This window comes from Legionella sp. W05-934-2, assembly GCF_964199965.1.
Classification (GTDB): Bacteria; Pseudomonadota; Gammaproteobacteria; order Legionellales; family Legionellaceae; genus JAFIFT01.
The window spans coordinates 127,156-141,769 of sequence record NZ_CAXMZT010000004.1 but is presented as its reverse complement, the minus strand read 5'-3'; the positions used below and the strand labels follow the sequence as shown (position 1 = coordinate 141,769).

The following is a 14,614-nucleotide window of genomic DNA, read 5'->3' as shown; positions in this document are numbered from 1 at the left end:
ATACCATCCGGGTATTAAGTGATACTCATTGCTTTGGAATGGATAATGAGTCCGTTCTATGCCATTAGCCATTCTTTTATCGCTTTTTCCCATTGTTCTCGTGGGTTTCCCAAGGATAAAGTGCTCTGTTTTATTTCTTCCTCTATTTTTTTGAGCATTTTGGGGATGTCTTCTAAATTCAATTCGTCAAAGAAACCCTCATTGTAAGCAATTAGCCATGCCAGTTGAAATTCAATGGGTAGTGGTGAAAAACGTTCTTGTTTTAGAATTTCTCTTAAAATTCTCCCTTTTTGAATCTGCTTTTGCATTTTTGCATCCAGTTTCGCCCCAAAGCGGGTGAACAGTTCCAAATCAAGAAATTGCAGGTAATCAAGTTTCATTCGACCGGATTCTTTTTTAATTTGTGGATGCTGCGCTTTACCACCGACTCGTGAGACCGATTTGGTGATATCAATGGCGGGAAGAAATCCAGAAGAGAATAAGGATTCATCAAAAAAGATTTGCCCATCAGTGATGGAGATGAGATTCGTTGGAATATAAGTGGCCATTTCACCTTCTTTGGTTTCAATAATAGGCAACGCCGTCATACTGCCGCCGCCCAGAGCCGGGGAAAGACAGGTGGAACGTTCTAATAAACGGGAATGCAGATAAAAAATGTCTGCAGGAAATGCCTCACGTCCAGGAGGTCTACGCAGTAAAAGGGACAGTTCACGATAACTATTGGCATGAGCACTCAAATCATCATAGACCACCAGGGTATCTAAGCCCTTGTTCATCCAGTGCTCGGCAATGGCGCACCCTGCAAAAGGAGCCAGATAAAGTAATCCTGGTAAGGCCGTCGCTTGGGCCACCACAACAGTCGTATAGTCCAAGGCGTTGGCTTTTTTTAATAATTGTATGGTAGCGCTCACTGTGGAACGTTTTTGGCCAATCAATACATAGACACAATACACTTTTTTATCTTTTTGATTCATCACAATGTCAAGGGCCAAAGCACTTTTACCAAGCCCATTATCCCCAATCAGTAACTCCCTTTGCCCTTTTCCAATGGGAATTAGATTATCAAGCATCTTATTTCCTGTGTACAATGGCCGATTCACAAAGTCGCGGTGAAGAATAGGTGGGGACAACCTATCCAGTAATCCTTGCTCCTCACAGGGAGGAGTCTCACCGCCGTCTAATGGATGGCCTAGAGGATCAATCACTCGCCCAAGCAGTTTATCGCCTACTGGAATACTCAATACGCGTTTCAGAGGGAAAATAGGGGTGCCTGCCTTTAATTTTTTGGTTTGTACTAGCATCACAGCGCCAACTAGATCTTGAGTGAGATGGAACACCATGGCGATACAGCACTCATCCTCTGAAATAAGAATTTCATCAATGGCAGCCCCTGGTAAGCCCTTAATCCAGATAATCCCATCTCCAACAGAAACCACCCGCCCTTGTTCGGATACCTTGATTTGAAATTGATAGCGCTCAAGGTGTTGTCGTTGCTTCTCAAGAAAAGAAGGGGTGTTAGACCAATTCATTTTTTGTCTCTGTAAAAAATTTTAATTCATCACGAAGATTGGCTTGCAAGCACATGGGGCCCATTTGCAGGGTTAATCCCGCGAGAAGCTTTGGATTTTCCGTGAAACAGACGGTAAGTTTTTTAGGCGACAATTGTTCAATGACTTGCAAGAGATCCTGTTTCTGATGTTCTTGGATGGGGTAGGCCGTTTGTATCGAAATGGTTTCTTCTTCGGGCACAGTATTGAGCCATTGCCATTGTTCTACCGGAAAATGATTCAGATCCTCAATGGTTTTTTTAATGATGTTCTCTTCAAGATGTGCATCCGCAAAAGGCATTAACAATTTTTCAGCAAATTTCCCAGCCAAAAGAAATGCTTCCTTGGCATTGTTTTCAATGATGGCTGCGGCTTTTTGCATTTCATGGGAAAAAATCTGCTCTTTTTCTTGATGCAATTGTTGTTCAAACTGGAGTCTTTCTTCTGATTTCCATCGTTCCATCGCCTCATGCCACTCGTTTTGTAGGGTCGCTTTCTCTTGTTGCCAATCGGCAAGACGATGTTCATAGATTGTTTGCAATTGCGTTGCTTGCCTGTGCAGTGTTTGTGCAGTCTCTAATTGTTCTTGCACTCTTTTTTTTCGTTCTAATATGGTTTTTTGTATGGGCGCATAAAGAAAGCGTTTCAAAATCCAAATGAGAATAAGAAAATTAATGAGTTCTAATGAAAAAGTGGTCCAAGAGAGTTCCATTGGTTTTATCCCTGTTGCGTTACAAAATAAGACAATAATGGATTTCTAAAGAGGATAATCAAAACAATCACCAAACAATAAATGGCTAACGATTCGATCATGGCCAAACCAATAAATAAGGTTCTGGTGATGGATTTTTCGGCTTCAGGTTGCCTTGCCAAAGCATCTAAGGCGTGACTAATCGCGCGCCCCATGGCCAGAGCCGGCCCTATAGTTCCTATGGCAATGGCTATAGCTGCAATAACGGTTGACGCTAAACTAAACCAACTTATGTCATTCATAACGATTCTCCTTGGCTTTTAAGCTCATGGGCTTGAATGCCCCCAGCAATGTAAATTAAGGCCAGCATGCCAAAAATATACGCTTGGATGATGGCTTCAATAATATGTAAAATGAGTATTGGAATAGGAACTAAAAATCCGGCAATCATGAGGACAATCAGGGCGGTTAATTGCAAGCTCATGATATTACCAAACAAGCGGACGGCCAATGCTAAGGTTCGAGAGATCTCGCTGATTAAATGAAAAGGCAACAAAAAAGGAGTTGGCTTAATATAATGTTTCAAATAGTCTCGCCACCCCTCGGCACGAATTCCAAACCAGTGTACCGATAAAAAAGTCATTATCGCAAGGGATGCCGTCACCGATAAATCCGCCGTTGGTGAATAAAATCCCGGAATAACACCAATTAAATTGGAAACAAGGATAAAAATCCACAAGGTGGCTACAAAAGGAAATATCAGTTCAACGTGCTCGGGCAATACTTCTTTTATTGCATCGTACATGGTGCTCAAAACACCCTCCCAAATGAGTTGGTACGTGCTTGGCTGTAGGAGAGAGCATTTGTAAGTGGTACTCCATGCCATGATGAATAAGGAGATCATAATGAACCACGTGGTTAAGACGCTTTGTGTGATGGGTAATCCACCGATTGAAAAGGCAAAATGCGCTAAGAATCCTTCTTCTCCCACGGTTAGTCCTTAATTAAAAGATACACGTTAATGGCGCCAATAATCACACCGAGGAGGATTAAATTGATGGTCCAACTCATGGAATACCCTTTTATTTTCTCATCGAGCCAAACCCCGAGATAGGCTCCTGCAATGATGGGTAACACAAAAACAAAGCCTAAAGTACCCAGGTAAACCGTTTGGGCTAATAACGTTGATTTTCCCTTTTTGGCTTTATTGATTTTGCGGACGTTTCGTTTCACTTGTTGTTCCAGTTCCTTGTTTGAATTTTTAAATTCCATAGCTGTTCTGCCGGTTTAATTCCCATAAACGCTTTAACATTTCTTCATCCAAACGATGCACGCTTTCTTTAGTGCGCAATAGGTTGTTTTCTTCCCAATGTAATTCTTCCTCCAGGACCTTTTGTATGGCTTGGTATTCTTTATGGCGCACATAATGTCTTGTCGCAATATGCAATTGATTGTCAATGAAATAAACCACGGCACCTGGTAAGGCTAAGTACTCCGTCTCTTGATTCTCATCACGAAACCAGGCCAAGCCGAATTTTAAGCACGTCATCATGCGGCTATGATGAGCTAAAATCCCAAATTGCCCAGAAGCATCCTCACCCACAAAACTGATGACCTTATCGATTTTTTCATATTGTGTAGCACTCTTAAGATGGATAGTAAAAAGCTCCATGTCCGTCGTTATCTCCCTTTATCCATGGCACCTCTCATGTAACACTCTTCTTCTGAAAATTCATCGTAATCGCCTCTTAGAAAGGATTCGCAATCAGTTAATGTGTGTTCTAATGAAACCGATTTCCCTTCCATTCCTGTTTGAAGCTTGGTGACATGAAAGGGTTGGCTAAGATAGCGCTGCAGTTTACGTGCTCTTAACACAATAGCACGGTCTTTAGGAGAAAGCTCTTCAATCCCCATCATAGAAATCATGTCTTCTAATTCTTGATAATGTTCAAGGTGTTCTCGTACGGCTTGTGCAATGGAATAGTGTCGCTCGCCCAATAGGATTTTATCCATAAATTGACTCTTGGAAGCTAAGGGATCTACGGCGGGATAAATGCCTTTGCCTGCTTGTGCGCGCGAGAGTACGATGATGGAATCCAAATGAGTAATAATCCCGGTCACCGCCGGATCGCTCATATCATCAGCCGGTACATAAACCGCTTGTACCGAAGTCACTGCTCCTTTGGCAGTCGACGTCATGCGCTCTTCAAGTTCCGCTATCTCAGTCATTAAGGTGGGTTGATAACCGACACTGGCCGGCATTCGGCCGAGTAGGCCTGAAATTTCACTGCCGGCTTGCACAAAACGATAAATATTATCCACAAGAAAAAGAACCTCATGGCCCAACGTATCACGCAAATATTCCGCATAAGTTAATGCCGATAACCCTGTGCGAAAACGCACTCCCGGTGATTCGTCCATTTGACCAAACACCATGAGGGTTTTATCCATTACGCCTGCGGATTTCATCTCATGCCACAATTCATGTCCCTCTCGAATACGCTCGCCAACACCAGCAAAGACGGAGGTTCCTTGATGCAATTGAATAATGGCATGCATCAATTCCATCAGGAGTACGGTTTTTCCAACTCCTGCACCACCAAACAATCCCGTTTTAGAGCCCCTGACGAAGGGACAAAGTAAATCAATGACCTTAATTCCTGTCTCAAGAATGGTTTCTTGAGTGCTCGTCATTTGAAGTGGTTCTGATTTGGCTAGAACATCACGATATTCATTGGTTTCTAATGGTGGGCCGCCGTCTAACGGCTCACCAAAAATATTTAAAAGGCGGCCCAAGCATTCTTTTGAAACGGGAATTTGTAACGAAGTGCCTTGGTCATAAACTATTAAACCTCTTTGCAATCCTGAGGCACGGTGGAGCGTGATGGCTCTCACATGATGCTCATCAAGGTGCTGACACACTTCCAAAATGTATTCATCACTGTCCGTGTAAGTTTTAAGCGATTGATGCAAAGGAGGCAGTACATCACAATGTATCCTGACAACAGGGCCATTGATTTCGATTATCCTGCCGATGGGAGTTCCATGAGTTTGAGCAACAGCCGTGTTTTTATCCATCATTTTCCAATTGTATTCATGACCCATGAATTAGGTGTCGTCCTATTCTCTCTATTTTTACATCACTTTATGGAATTTTAATATAACAGAGTTTGAAAACAGAGAGCAAAATGCTAATTAATAACAGCCCGCCTCAAATCTAAAAAACAAAAGCTATGTAGGAGGTCTCATCAATCTGCACACCCATGTCATGGGTTATATGATGATACACCAAACCATCCCTTTATAGAGTTCAATGAAATAGGTAGGCTCTGAATAGGTCAATCTTAATGGGCTACTGGCATAATAGGGCTCTTAGACATCTCATAAGAGCCCAGGTGATTTGAGTCAATTACCCTAGGATAGGCCTCTCTTATAGAGGAGTTATTGGTTTTTCATCATGGGACATCCCATCATTTGCCTATCCATCATCATCTGCATCATTTGCGTCATCATTTGCATCATTTTCATACGTTGATCCATCATCTCGGGTTGTTTTGCTGTATCATCGTGCATACTTTGCATCATCTTCATGCCTTTTTGCATGGTGTGCATGCCTTCTTCCATCATGGGCATTTGTGTTTGCATCAACGATTTCTTTTCTTCCGTTGTTTTTGCATTCATAAGCTTATCATGCATCTCCTGCATTTGTTTTAGTGCTTCTTGCATTTGTTTCATTTCGTCTTGCAGTTGGGTTGACTGCTGATTAGAGCTTTGCATTCCCATGCTATTCGTATTATTCATTTGAGAACCAGAAGACATGTCTTCTGCAAAGAGTGGTGTGGCAACCAAACTGCAAGCAGTCAATAAAATGAATACATTCCGTTTTAACATAATGAAATCTCCTTATTATTTTTTCAATGAATTGTTTGGACTGAACATCCTACTATAGCACTACATGAACAGGGGATGAAAAGCAAAAAACATATCTGCTCAGGTTAGTGCCAACCTATACCTCCCGTGTTGTGTCCTTCATAAGTATGAGAAACACGGTGTGAATTATTGGTCGTTGTTGATGGGGCGCAAGAGATCAACAAAAGTATCGCGCTCATTATCCCAATAACTGCTTTAATAAGCCTCTGCTTTGGCATATCCATGCTCCTTGCAATGAAATAAAGTGTGAGAGAATCAATATAAAAACAACCCACCTCATTTTATAAATCATTTATATAATATAGCATCGTTTAGAAATACTGAGTGTTAACTATTACCACACTGTAGTTTTGTGTTGTTTAATTACTATCAAGTAATAATCCAATTGGGCTAAAAAAAGGCAATTTAGCCAAAATGGATAAAGTAAGTTAACAAGCCCACCTTATTGGCCAAAATCGATGAGATAACATTTCTTGAAAAAAACAGAAGTGCTGTTCGGCCAAAAGATAGTAAGGGTGACTATTTAGCCTGTCTATTTCTGAAGAGAGACTCTTTAACCGGAACTGATGGGTTCATTCTTGTGCTATGCTGTATTATATCTTGTTGATTATAGGGCATAATGCCAGGGATGTCGTGGCCATGAAGAGATCAGAAAAACAATGTTGTCCTAAGGAAAGGATACTCACTCAGAGTCAAGAATTGCAAGAAGGGGTAGATTTCTCGTGTTGTGCACCGGCTGATAGAGGTACTTCCGATAACTTCTTTCCATTTTTCACTCGATTAGTGCAAGCCAACCTGGCTAAATGGACGGCAGGAATAAGTCCTGCTGCCATGGGTTCTTCTTATTCCACCTGGCTTTGGCAATTGGCCCAATCCCCTGGGGTTTTGTGGGAACTTGCTTTTTATCCGGTTTTTCATGCTAAGGATTGCATTAATAATATCGTTTGTGTTGAACGTGCTGCGGATGGTAAAGACGTACGTTTTAAAAAAGACAGTTGGCAGCCCATGCCTTGGCGTTTATTCGCCGAAGGATTTTTGCAGATGGAGGATTGGTGGCGACGCGCCACAACGAACGTACCAGGATTGCCCAACCAGGTGGAACGTACCGTTTCGTTCTGGGCACGCCAATCCCTTGATGCCCTATCCCCTTCCAATTTTGTTTGGTCTAATCCTGATTTATTCCATGAAGCCATGCGCACTGGGGGACTTAATCTCATCCAAGGCAGCCAAATAGCATTCGAAGATTGGCTAGAAAAGCTAACCGGTGCACCACCTACAGGTTCTGAACATTTTATCCCTGGGAAACAAGTGGCTATTACCCCAGGGCGGGTGGTCTTTCAAAATCATTTAATTGAGCTCATTCAGTATGAGGCCCAAACGAAAACAGTCTATAAAGAGCCGATACTTATCTTACCAGCCTGGATTATGAAATATTATATTCTCGATTTATCACCACATAACTCCTTAGTGAAGTGGCTCGTAAGTCAGGGACACACCGTATTTATTATTTCTTGGCGCAATCCTGACAAAGAGGACCAGGATTTGGGGATGGATGATTATTATCGGCAAGGAGCTATGGCTGCATTTGATGCGGTGTCGACCCTTTTGCCAGAAACTAAAATCAATCTGATGGGGTATTGTTTAGGGGGCACCATGGCCATGATTACCGCAGCTGCGATGGTAAGAGACAAGGACGAACGTTTAAACAGCTTGACACTCTTGGCAGCCCAAGGGGATTTTACTGAGGCTGGGGAATTAATGCTTTTTGTGACTGAAAGTCAAGTGGATTTTCTTAAAAGTATGATGAGGGAACAAGGGTATCTCGATACCAAGCAAATGGCTGGTTCTTTTCAGATGCTGCGTGCTTATGACTTAATTTGGTCCAAAATGGTTCAAGATTACATGCATGGAATGCGGCGAGGGATGATTGATTTGACCGCTTGGAACGCAGATGCCACCCGGATGCCTTACAAAATGCACAGTGAATACCTTGAAAAACTCTTCTTAAGGAATGATTTTGCCGAAGGGCGTTATACCGTGGAAGGAAAGCCGGTGGCCGCTGAGAACATCGAATTGCCTGTTTTTGCTGTGAGCACTGAAAAAGACCATGTAGCGCCCTGGCAATCGGTCTATAAAATCCATCTTATGACAGAAGGGGATGTGACCTTTGTTCTCACTGGTGGTGGGCATAATGCAGGCATCATCAGTGAGCCGGGTCACCTAGGACGTTCTTATCGTGTCCATGAGCAGAAACAAGGCGAGGCTTACTTAAATCCTGAGAGCTGGCTTGCGATGGCAGAGAAGCGGGAGGGCTCCTGGTGGCAGGAATGGCATGAGTGGTTAGTCCAGCAAAATACTAAAAAACGCATTGCATCTCCTGTCATGAATCCCTCACTGCCAGCGGCACCGGGAACTTATGTGCTTCAGAAGTAGAGCGTTCTTCTTGAACAATAAAACAGGAGTCAAGAACGGATGAAGAGCAAAAAAAGCTTGATTGTCGATTTTGCTAATCCGCATTCTATTGGTGCTGCTCAATAGGGCAATGAATTGGTCATTACTTATCAAAATTGAAAAACCAGGGAATAGGTACAAATTTTTAGCCCCCCATTTTCATGCCGCTGGATATTATTAAGCATCTGATAAAGCCGCACCCATTGCTGGGCAAATCCTTTATGTGGATGGCGGCTTTAAAATATAAACGCTCAATGGACTTTCGAGTGAGTTACATGTATTGCCCACCATTGACATCAAAATTGGCGCCGGTAATAAAACCACTTTGCTCTTCTGCAAGGAAAGCAACAACACGAGCAATTTCCTGGGGTTTGCCTAATCGTCCCACAGGAATTTGAGCAACAATCGCTTCTAAAATGTCATCCCTCAGAGAAGCAAGCATCTCGGTATTAATATAGCCAGGGGAGATGGTATTCACTGTGATGCCTTTCTTTGCGACTTCTTGTGCCAGACTTTTGGTAAAACCGTATAATGCGGATTTAGTGGCCGCGTAATTACACTGGCCAAATTGACCTTTGCGTCCATTAACGGAAGAAATGGTGATGATACGTCCATAACTATTATCCAACATGGTGGATATCACGGTTTTCGTCATATTAAAGACACTATTTAAATTGGCATGGATGACATTCTGCCATTGTTCTTGAGTCATCTTTTTCAAAGTGGCATCGTTTGTAACACCGGCATTATTCACTAGAATATCGATCTTGCCGTATTTTTCGATGACCAATTCGGTCACTTTCTCACAATCATTGAAGGAAGAAATATCGGCGTAGACAATGTCGATATCAAAGCCTTGCATGGCCTGTTTTTTCTGCCATTCTTTCGCCAAATCATGATTGCCTTGTTTAAAATAACAGGCAATGACTTGATAATCTAACTTTTGCATTTCCTGGCATATGGCAGTACCAATACCACCAGTGCCCCCTGTGACTAAAGCAACTCGTTGATTCACTTCTTTCCTCCTTGATGGTTTCATACAGTAAAAAAATAAGTGTTATTGTCATCAGAACGGTTTTGCCTAGATCTAATAGTGGTCATTTATTAGATAACTTCTACTTCCTCGGCCTGAGGTCCTTTCTGTCCTTTTCCCATTTTAAAAAGAACAGTTGCCCCATCAGGAAGTGTTTTAAAGCCGTCACTTTGAATTGAACTAAAGTGGACAAAGTAGTCTTTGCCACTGCTTTCAATAAAACCAAAACCCTTGTCTTTATTAAACCATTTGACTTTACCACGAATTTTATTGGCCATTTTTGTTTATTTCCTTATAATCAAGCAGGTTACATAGTGTCATGCCACGTTGTTCTTTTTGTCAATACTTGTTAACCAGAGAGCTCTTAGTGATTTAATGGATTGAATCAGTAGACTCTCCAGTGTTTCCCTTTGTTTTTTTCAATGAAACCACTTTATCACATTGAATCTCAATGGTATTTGTTTTAGCAGCAGATACTCCCCAACATCGTATTCTTTTTCCCTCTTTCTCGATGAATAGCACGTGAATAACCAAATTTTTCCCATAAGTGTTGTCGATGGTGATGCCTTGAGTCTCATTCGTTTTTGTCAGGAGTCTTCCCAGTGAATTGCCACCACGGTGGAACTCTATTAATACTTCAGTATTGGATAAGGAAACATTGTTTATTTTGGAGTCTTTGTGGTATTTGATGTGATAGGATTGCAAGCCAGCATAGGCATTGAGTGTCGTGCAGGAAAAAATTGCCGCAAAAGTAATTTTAAGAAGAATTATTTTTTTTATTTTAAATGACTTGATATCGTTCATGTGATTCCTATCCTTATCTTTGTCCATGTACTTTTACTAGTTTGTCATAAAATTTTTACATGCCCAATCTTTAATAGAATAATTCCTTATTTGTCGTAATAGAGTTCAATCAACAGAATAACTTATTATGAGGTTGGAGACTCATTTTAGTTTTTATTAACGACTCTCTCGCATATCACCATCAATGAAAATAATATTACGATTAAGTTCTTTTGCTTTATTTCACGCTATAGCAAGTAAAGCAGGACTAAAATCACTACTAACAACGTCATAGCCTCGCTCTGCAAGATAAAATACTTGTGAGCCTGTACCGCAGGTCATATTCAAAGCAGCTATAATTTTTTGTTCTTTTAAAATGACTCTATCAGAGCATTTTTAGCTTCTGTCTGTTCACTTGTATTATGCACATCGAAATATTCGGGCATTTATTGGTATTCTATTGGCAGACCAAGCTATTGTTAGCTGAGCACCTGCGTGTTCTTAAAGAGCTGTTATAATAGCCCCAATATGCTTCTTAAGTCCCAAATGTTACCAGGAATAATTGTCCCAAACGTTCGGCAGATTCTTCCTCAAGATAAAGGTTTCCTTGATGTACCTTGATTACCGTTTCAATTGGTAAATCAAGGATATGTGCTAAATGCTCAATATTAGCTTTACTAGATCGCAATAAAACGTCAATCCATAGTTTTTGTTTACATTTATTTTGAATAAAATCAAATCGAAGGCCGTTGTTAAATTCTATAATACATCCCATGTTACAACTCCGTGTAAATATTATGACAACATGGTGGAGTATAAAATGTTCTGCAAAATATCCTATCCCCAAATTTGGGTATTTTAAGATAATAGCCCTAAACGAAATGCTTTTGATACCGCTTCGGTAATATTAACGCAGCTCATTTTAGTTCGGATAGATTTGGCATGGGTATTCACTGTTTCGCTTGATAGATGAAGATATTCGGATATTTTTTTAATCGTCATTCCTTTAGAAATTAAGCTCAAACATTGTAATTCTCTTGGAGTGAGCTGTACCAGTGTTTTTTTGACTGCTTTGCGCATGATTACATTTTTTCTAAACTCACTATCGTTGAATATAGCTAACCATTTTTGGTTGGGTATGGCTGTTACTATTTCTGGTAGCATCGCATCAAAAAAAAGGCATATAAACTGTTCAAAATTATCGCGTACTTGATAGTAGAGTTTTTTGGGATCGTCTACTTTTTCAGAATGGTAAGCCTCGATAATAAAATCACATTCTTCACATTGCCTCACCATAGCAAAAGTGGTGCTTAGACTATAACGTGATTCCAGTATTTGAATAATAGGAATTTGCATCGCATCATATTTTATATCTCGCTGGATAAAAAATTCTTTACCACTATAAAGAGTGCGATCATGATCAACGTCTCCACGATACAAACCTTCAGTTCGATAAGGGATCGCCCATAGGTAAAGATTAGAAATATAATATCGTTGACCACCATGAAAAAACATTGAAATAGAAAAATTAGGAATTTCTTTGGGGCAGTTAAGCTTTTCAATTAGGTAATCAATTTTTGCACGGAATCGAATAGAATCTGACAGTTCATTGTAGTCATTTAAGTTAACACAAATAGTTCCATCTTCATTGACGCTATGCATTGATACATCCCTAACATCGATACTATTTACAACCAATCAGCCAATATTCGGTTAATTTTGTCTGGTTGTTCTAACATGGCCATATGACCACATTCCTCAATATAAATTAAGTCCGAACGCTTGATGTTTTTCGCCATATGCTCCGATCGTTCAATAGGCATAACGTGATCTTGTTCGCTCGCAATTAATAGTGTTGGGCATTCAATTGATGATAATAATGATGAATGATCTGGTTTATTGAGAATAGCATTCAATTGATTTTTATAATTCTCAACCCCTACTTCCTGAGCCATTTCTTGTGCCACGGGTAATAGAGCGTTGTGCTTTTCTTTATCATAAATTGAGTTTTTAAAGATAAGCTTGATTAAGAAATCAAACTTCCCTTTGTTCATTAAATCGAGGGAACGCTCGCGTTCTAATTGTCCCTTTTCTGACACTAATTTTGCAGCGGAATTAATTAGGATGAGTTTTTCAATTTTATTGGGGATATGGCGATATAACTCGAGGGCAACATAGCCCCCCATAGAAAAACCAATTAAAGTAAATTTTTTAGGGGCGATTGAGGTAAAGCGATGAGCCATTTCCACAATAGAATCGCTATTGAGCACATCAACATAATGAAGTCGCCTGCTTCTCTGAAAAAATATCTCTTGCTGATACCAAAGCTTAGGGGTTGCCAATGCTCCGGGAATGAGTACTATATCCTTCATAGTTATGATCACATGATTTACAACCGTTATTAAGATATCCTATGGTGGCAATAATTCAAGCAAAATCTGAGTACTTGAGTCAAATTTATACAATAATTCTGGAGCTGGCAAAATATGAGAACATTCTGGATAAAATTAAAATAACCGAATCACAGCTTGGTGAACTTCTTTTTTGTAATCAGCCTAACCATTTCATTGGTGTTGCTTTGGTGGAAGAAAAAATTTGTGGTTTAGTGATGTTCAATTACACTCAAAATAACATTTGTGTCAATGTAACGCAGGGGATTTATATTGAGAATTTATATGTTTCTCCTCCATATCGGCGTCAAGGGATTGGGTGTGCTTTATTCAAGTATGTTGCGTGTAAAGCAGCAGCCCATAACTGTTCAAGAATAGAGTGGTGGGTATCTCGAAATAATCGAGAAGCCAGGCATTTTTATAAAAAAATTGGTGGGGTCGCTTTATTAGACTGGCAAATTTTTAAATGCGACCAAATTGGTATTAACAACTTGATGAGCATAGGAGTTGCTAATGAACATATCCTCTTCGAGTAAAGCATTATTCGCTGGAGTTTCTGGCACGGCATTACAATGGTATGACTTTGCACTTTTTGGATATTTCGCTCCAATTATTGCTGCAACTTATTTTCCTAATGACAATCAATTTGCTTCGCTTTTAAGTGCTTTTGGAGTATTTGCTGTAGGTTATTTATTAGCACCAATAGGTTCACTTTTTTTTGGCTATATTGGTGATCAGTTCGGCAGGAAACGTGCTTTAACTCTTAGTATTTTAGGAATGGCAATCCCCACAGCCATGATCAGTATTGTTCCTTCTTACCAATATATTGGAATTACAGCCCCTCTTCTTATTACTTTGTTGAGGATAATTCAAGGTTTTGTCGCAAGTAGCGAATTTACTGGATCTGCTATTTTTCTTGTTGAACATGCTAAGTCTGAGAAAAAAGCATTTTATGGTTGTTTAACCAGTTCCGCTTACAGCACTGGTTTGATACTAGCAGGCCTGGCTGCTTCATTCTTTACGGCCTCATTTATGCCAGACTGGGGATGGAGAGTCGGTTTTGGATTGGCCATGATTGCTGGCATTTTGATTTTTTATTTACGAACCCATGTTGCTGAAACACCTGAATATGAAAATATTGTTCAACATGATAAACGACGCCTGCCATTTCTAGCTGCGCTAAAAGAAGCGCCTTTGGCAGTAGTTGGTATTATGGGGATAGCATGGTTGGTCAGTATCATGACTTTTGGAACCTATGTATTTACAGCCACATACCTGCATAGCTATTTTCATATTTCACTTGGTTTAGCTACATTAATTATCACCATAGCTTTAGCAGTTGATGCCACACTTGAACCATTTATTGCTTTGTTAGCAGACAGAGTAGGGTTGTTAAAAGTAATTCGATTGGGTATGGTTGCTATGTTACTTTTAAGTATTCCCATTTTTTTCCTACTTGCCACTGGGAATGTTGTTTTGATTGCAATGGGATTGGTTTTCATGTCTATTTTGATTGCCATTACTTATGCGCCACTCAACGCATACATGGTTACTCTATTTCCTCATCAATATCGTTATAGTGGGTTTGGAGTCGCTTTCAATATAGGCATTTCATTGTTTGGTGGTACAACTCCTATAGTGATGATGTGGCTAGTGAATTCAACAAGTAATTTTATTTCACCTGCTTGGTATTACATGTTTGGAGCAATCATAGGGTTAGCCTCCATAATGGTTTGTGAACGAGGTCGAAGAAGATTGATACGTTTGGAATCTACTTTAGCCTATTAAA

Annotated in this window: 17 protein-coding genes; 3 read left to right on the top strand and 14 right to left on the bottom strand. The window is 40.3% G+C overall.

The window, feature by feature from the left end:
* Positions 1-56: 56 nt before the first annotated feature.
* The 8 genes from AB3348_RS05950 to AB3348_RS05915 all read right to left on the bottom strand — a co-directional run bounded on the left by AB3348_RS05950 (position 57) and on the right by AB3348_RS05915 (position 6,129).
* Positions 57-1,529 (bottom strand): F0F1 ATP synthase subunit alpha, encoded by a 1,473-nt coding sequence (locus AB3348_RS05950; protein ID WP_367606656.1) that lies wholly within the window; start codon positions 1,527-1,529, stop codon positions 57-59.
* On the bottom strand, positions 1,516-2,259 hold the full coding sequence (locus AB3348_RS05945) for a F0F1 ATP synthase subunit delta (RefSeq protein ID WP_367606655.1): 744 nt from the start codon (positions 2,257-2,259) through the stop codon (positions 1,516-1,518). Before AB3348_RS05945 ends, AB3348_RS05950 begins: the two co-directional genes overlap by 14 nt.
* A gap of 5 nt (positions 2,260-2,264) precedes the next feature.
* Entirely contained in the window at positions 2,265-2,540 is a 276-nt protein-coding gene (locus tag AB3348_RS05940; protein WP_011946148.1) for a F0F1 ATP synthase subunit C, read from the bottom strand.
* Entirely contained in the window at positions 2,537-3,229 is a 693-nt protein-coding gene (locus AB3348_RS05935) for a F0F1 ATP synthase subunit A (RefSeq protein ID WP_367606654.1), read from the bottom strand. The genes AB3348_RS05940 and AB3348_RS05935 overlap by 4 nt, the downstream gene beginning before the upstream one ends.
* A 2-nt stretch (positions 3,230-3,231) precedes the next feature.
* Complete coding sequence (locus AB3348_RS05930; protein WP_011946150.1) at positions 3,232-3,510, bottom strand: AtpZ/AtpI family protein; 279 nt, start codon at positions 3,508-3,510, stop codon at positions 3,232-3,234.
* Complete coding sequence (locus AB3348_RS05925; RefSeq protein ID WP_367606652.1) at positions 3,500-3,910, bottom strand: F0F1 ATP synthase subunit epsilon; 411 nt, start codon at positions 3,908-3,910, stop codon at positions 3,500-3,502. Before AB3348_RS05925 ends, AB3348_RS05930 begins: the two co-directional genes overlap by 11 nt.
* 8 nt (positions 3,911-3,918) lie before the next feature.
* Positions 3,919-5,343 (bottom strand): F0F1 ATP synthase subunit beta, encoded by a 1,425-nt coding sequence (atpD, locus tag AB3348_RS05920; protein ID WP_015961461.1) that lies wholly within the window; start codon positions 5,341-5,343, stop codon positions 3,919-3,921.
* 336 nt (positions 5,344-5,679) lie between these two features.
* Positions 5,680-6,129 (bottom strand): hypothetical protein, encoded by a 450-nt coding sequence (locus AB3348_RS05915; RefSeq protein WP_015961460.1) that lies wholly within the window; start codon positions 6,127-6,129, stop codon positions 5,680-5,682.
* Positions 6,130-6,807: 678 nt separating this feature from the next.
* Here AB3348_RS05915 and AB3348_RS05910 point away from each other — a divergent pair.
* Entirely contained in the window at positions 6,808-8,601 is a 1,794-nt protein-coding gene (locus AB3348_RS05910; protein WP_367606651.1) for a PHA/PHB synthase family protein, read from the top strand.
* 289 nt (positions 8,602-8,890) lie between these two features.
* Here AB3348_RS05910 and phbB read toward each other — a convergent pair whose 3' ends face one another.
* From phbB to AB3348_RS05880, 6 genes are all read right to left on the bottom strand, one after another.
* Positions 8,891-9,634: an acetoacetyl-CoA reductase gene (gene phbB / locus AB3348_RS05905; protein ID WP_021460714.1), complete on the bottom strand. Its 744-nt coding sequence runs from the start codon at positions 9,632-9,634 to the stop codon at positions 8,891-8,893.
* A gap of 89 nt (positions 9,635-9,723) precedes the next feature.
* A complete protein-coding gene (locus AB3348_RS05900; protein WP_021460715.1) occupies positions 9,724-9,930 on the bottom strand; it encodes a cold-shock protein in 207 nt (68 codons plus the stop codon).
* Between the two features lie 94 nt (positions 9,931-10,024).
* Positions 10,025-10,456 (bottom strand): hypothetical protein, encoded by a 432-nt coding sequence (locus tag AB3348_RS05895; RefSeq protein WP_367606827.1) that lies wholly within the window; start codon positions 10,454-10,456, stop codon positions 10,025-10,027.
* A gap of 514 nt (positions 10,457-10,970) precedes the next feature.
* Entirely contained in the window at positions 10,971-11,210 is a 240-nt protein-coding gene (locus tag AB3348_RS05890; RefSeq protein WP_027220146.1) for a hypothetical protein, read from the bottom strand.
* A gap of 83 nt (positions 11,211-11,293) precedes the next feature.
* Positions 11,294-12,097, bottom strand: coding sequence for a helix-turn-helix transcriptional regulator (locus tag AB3348_RS05885; protein WP_367606650.1), 804 nt, complete (start codon positions 12,095-12,097; stop codon positions 11,294-11,296).
* Between the two features lie 26 nt (positions 12,098-12,123).
* Positions 12,124-12,807 (bottom strand): alpha/beta fold hydrolase, encoded by a 684-nt coding sequence (locus AB3348_RS05880; RefSeq protein ID WP_061638471.1) that lies wholly within the window; start codon positions 12,805-12,807, stop codon positions 12,124-12,126.
* A 41-nt stretch (positions 12,808-12,848) separates the two neighbouring features.
* Here AB3348_RS05880 and AB3348_RS05875 point away from each other — a divergent pair, with 41 nt between their 5' ends.
* Positions 12,849-13,361, top strand: a complete 513-nt coding sequence (locus AB3348_RS05875) for a GNAT family N-acetyltransferase (protein WP_014326939.1) — start codon at positions 12,849-12,851, stop codon at positions 13,359-13,361.
* Positions 13,339-14,613 (top strand): MFS transporter, encoded by a 1,275-nt coding sequence (locus tag AB3348_RS05870; RefSeq protein ID WP_367606649.1) that lies wholly within the window; start codon positions 13,339-13,341, stop codon positions 14,611-14,613. Before AB3348_RS05875 ends, AB3348_RS05870 begins: the two co-directional genes overlap by 23 nt.
* Position 14,614: the final 1 nt, after the last annotated feature.

Bases quoted from the DNA above. Each gene is read 5' to 3' on its own strand.
- AB3348_RS05945 (WP_367606655.1), bottom strand. From the start codon at position 2,259: ATGGAACTCTCTTGGACCACTTTTTCATTAGAACTCATTAATTTTCTT.
- AB3348_RS05885 (WP_367606650.1), bottom strand. From the start codon at position 12,097: ATGCATAGCGTCAATGAAGATGGAACTATTTGTGTTAACTTAAATGAC.
- AB3348_RS05940 (WP_011946148.1), bottom strand. From the start codon at position 2,540: ATGAATGACATAAGTTGGTTTAGTTTAGCGTCAACCGTTATTGCAGCT.
- AB3348_RS05910 (WP_367606651.1), top strand. From the start codon at position 6,808: ATGAAGAGATCAGAAAAACAATGTTGTCCTAAGGAAAGGATACTCACT.
- AB3348_RS05875 (WP_014326939.1), top strand. From the start codon at position 12,849: ATGGTGGCAATAATTCAAGCAAAATCTGAGTACTTGAGTCAAATTTAT.
- AB3348_RS05880 (WP_061638471.1), bottom strand. From the start codon at position 12,807: ATGAAGGATATAGTACTCATTCCCGGAGCATTGGCAACCCCTAAGCTT.
- AB3348_RS05950 (WP_367606656.1), bottom strand. From the start codon at position 1,529: ATGAATTGGTCTAACACCCCTTCTTTTCTTGAGAAGCAACGACAACAC.
- AB3348_RS05895 (WP_367606827.1), bottom strand. From the start codon at position 10,456: ATGAACGATATCAAGTCATTTAAAATAAAAAAAATAATTCTTCTTAAA.
- AB3348_RS05890 (WP_027220146.1), bottom strand. From the start codon at position 11,210: ATGGGATGTATTATAGAATTTAACAACGGCCTTCGATTTGATTTTATT.
- AB3348_RS05870 (WP_367606649.1), top strand. From the start codon at position 13,339: ATGAACATATCCTCTTCGAGTAAAGCATTATTCGCTGGAGTTTCTGGC.
- AB3348_RS05915 (WP_015961460.1), bottom strand. From the start codon at position 6,129: ATGTTAAAACGGAATGTATTCATTTTATTGACTGCTTGCAGTTTGGTT.
- AB3348_RS05900 (WP_021460715.1), bottom strand. From the start codon at position 9,930: ATGGCCAATAAAATTCGTGGTAAAGTCAAATGGTTTAATAAAGACAAG.
- AB3348_RS05930 (WP_011946150.1), bottom strand. From the start codon at position 3,510: ATGGAATTTAAAAATTCAAACAAGGAACTGGAACAACAAGTGAAACGA.
- AB3348_RS05925 (WP_367606652.1), bottom strand. From the start codon at position 3,910: ATGGAGCTTTTTACTATCCATCTTAAGAGTGCTACACAATATGAAAAA.
- atpD (WP_015961461.1), bottom strand. From the start codon at position 5,343: ATGGGTCATGAATACAATTGGAAAATGATGGATAAAAACACGGCTGTT.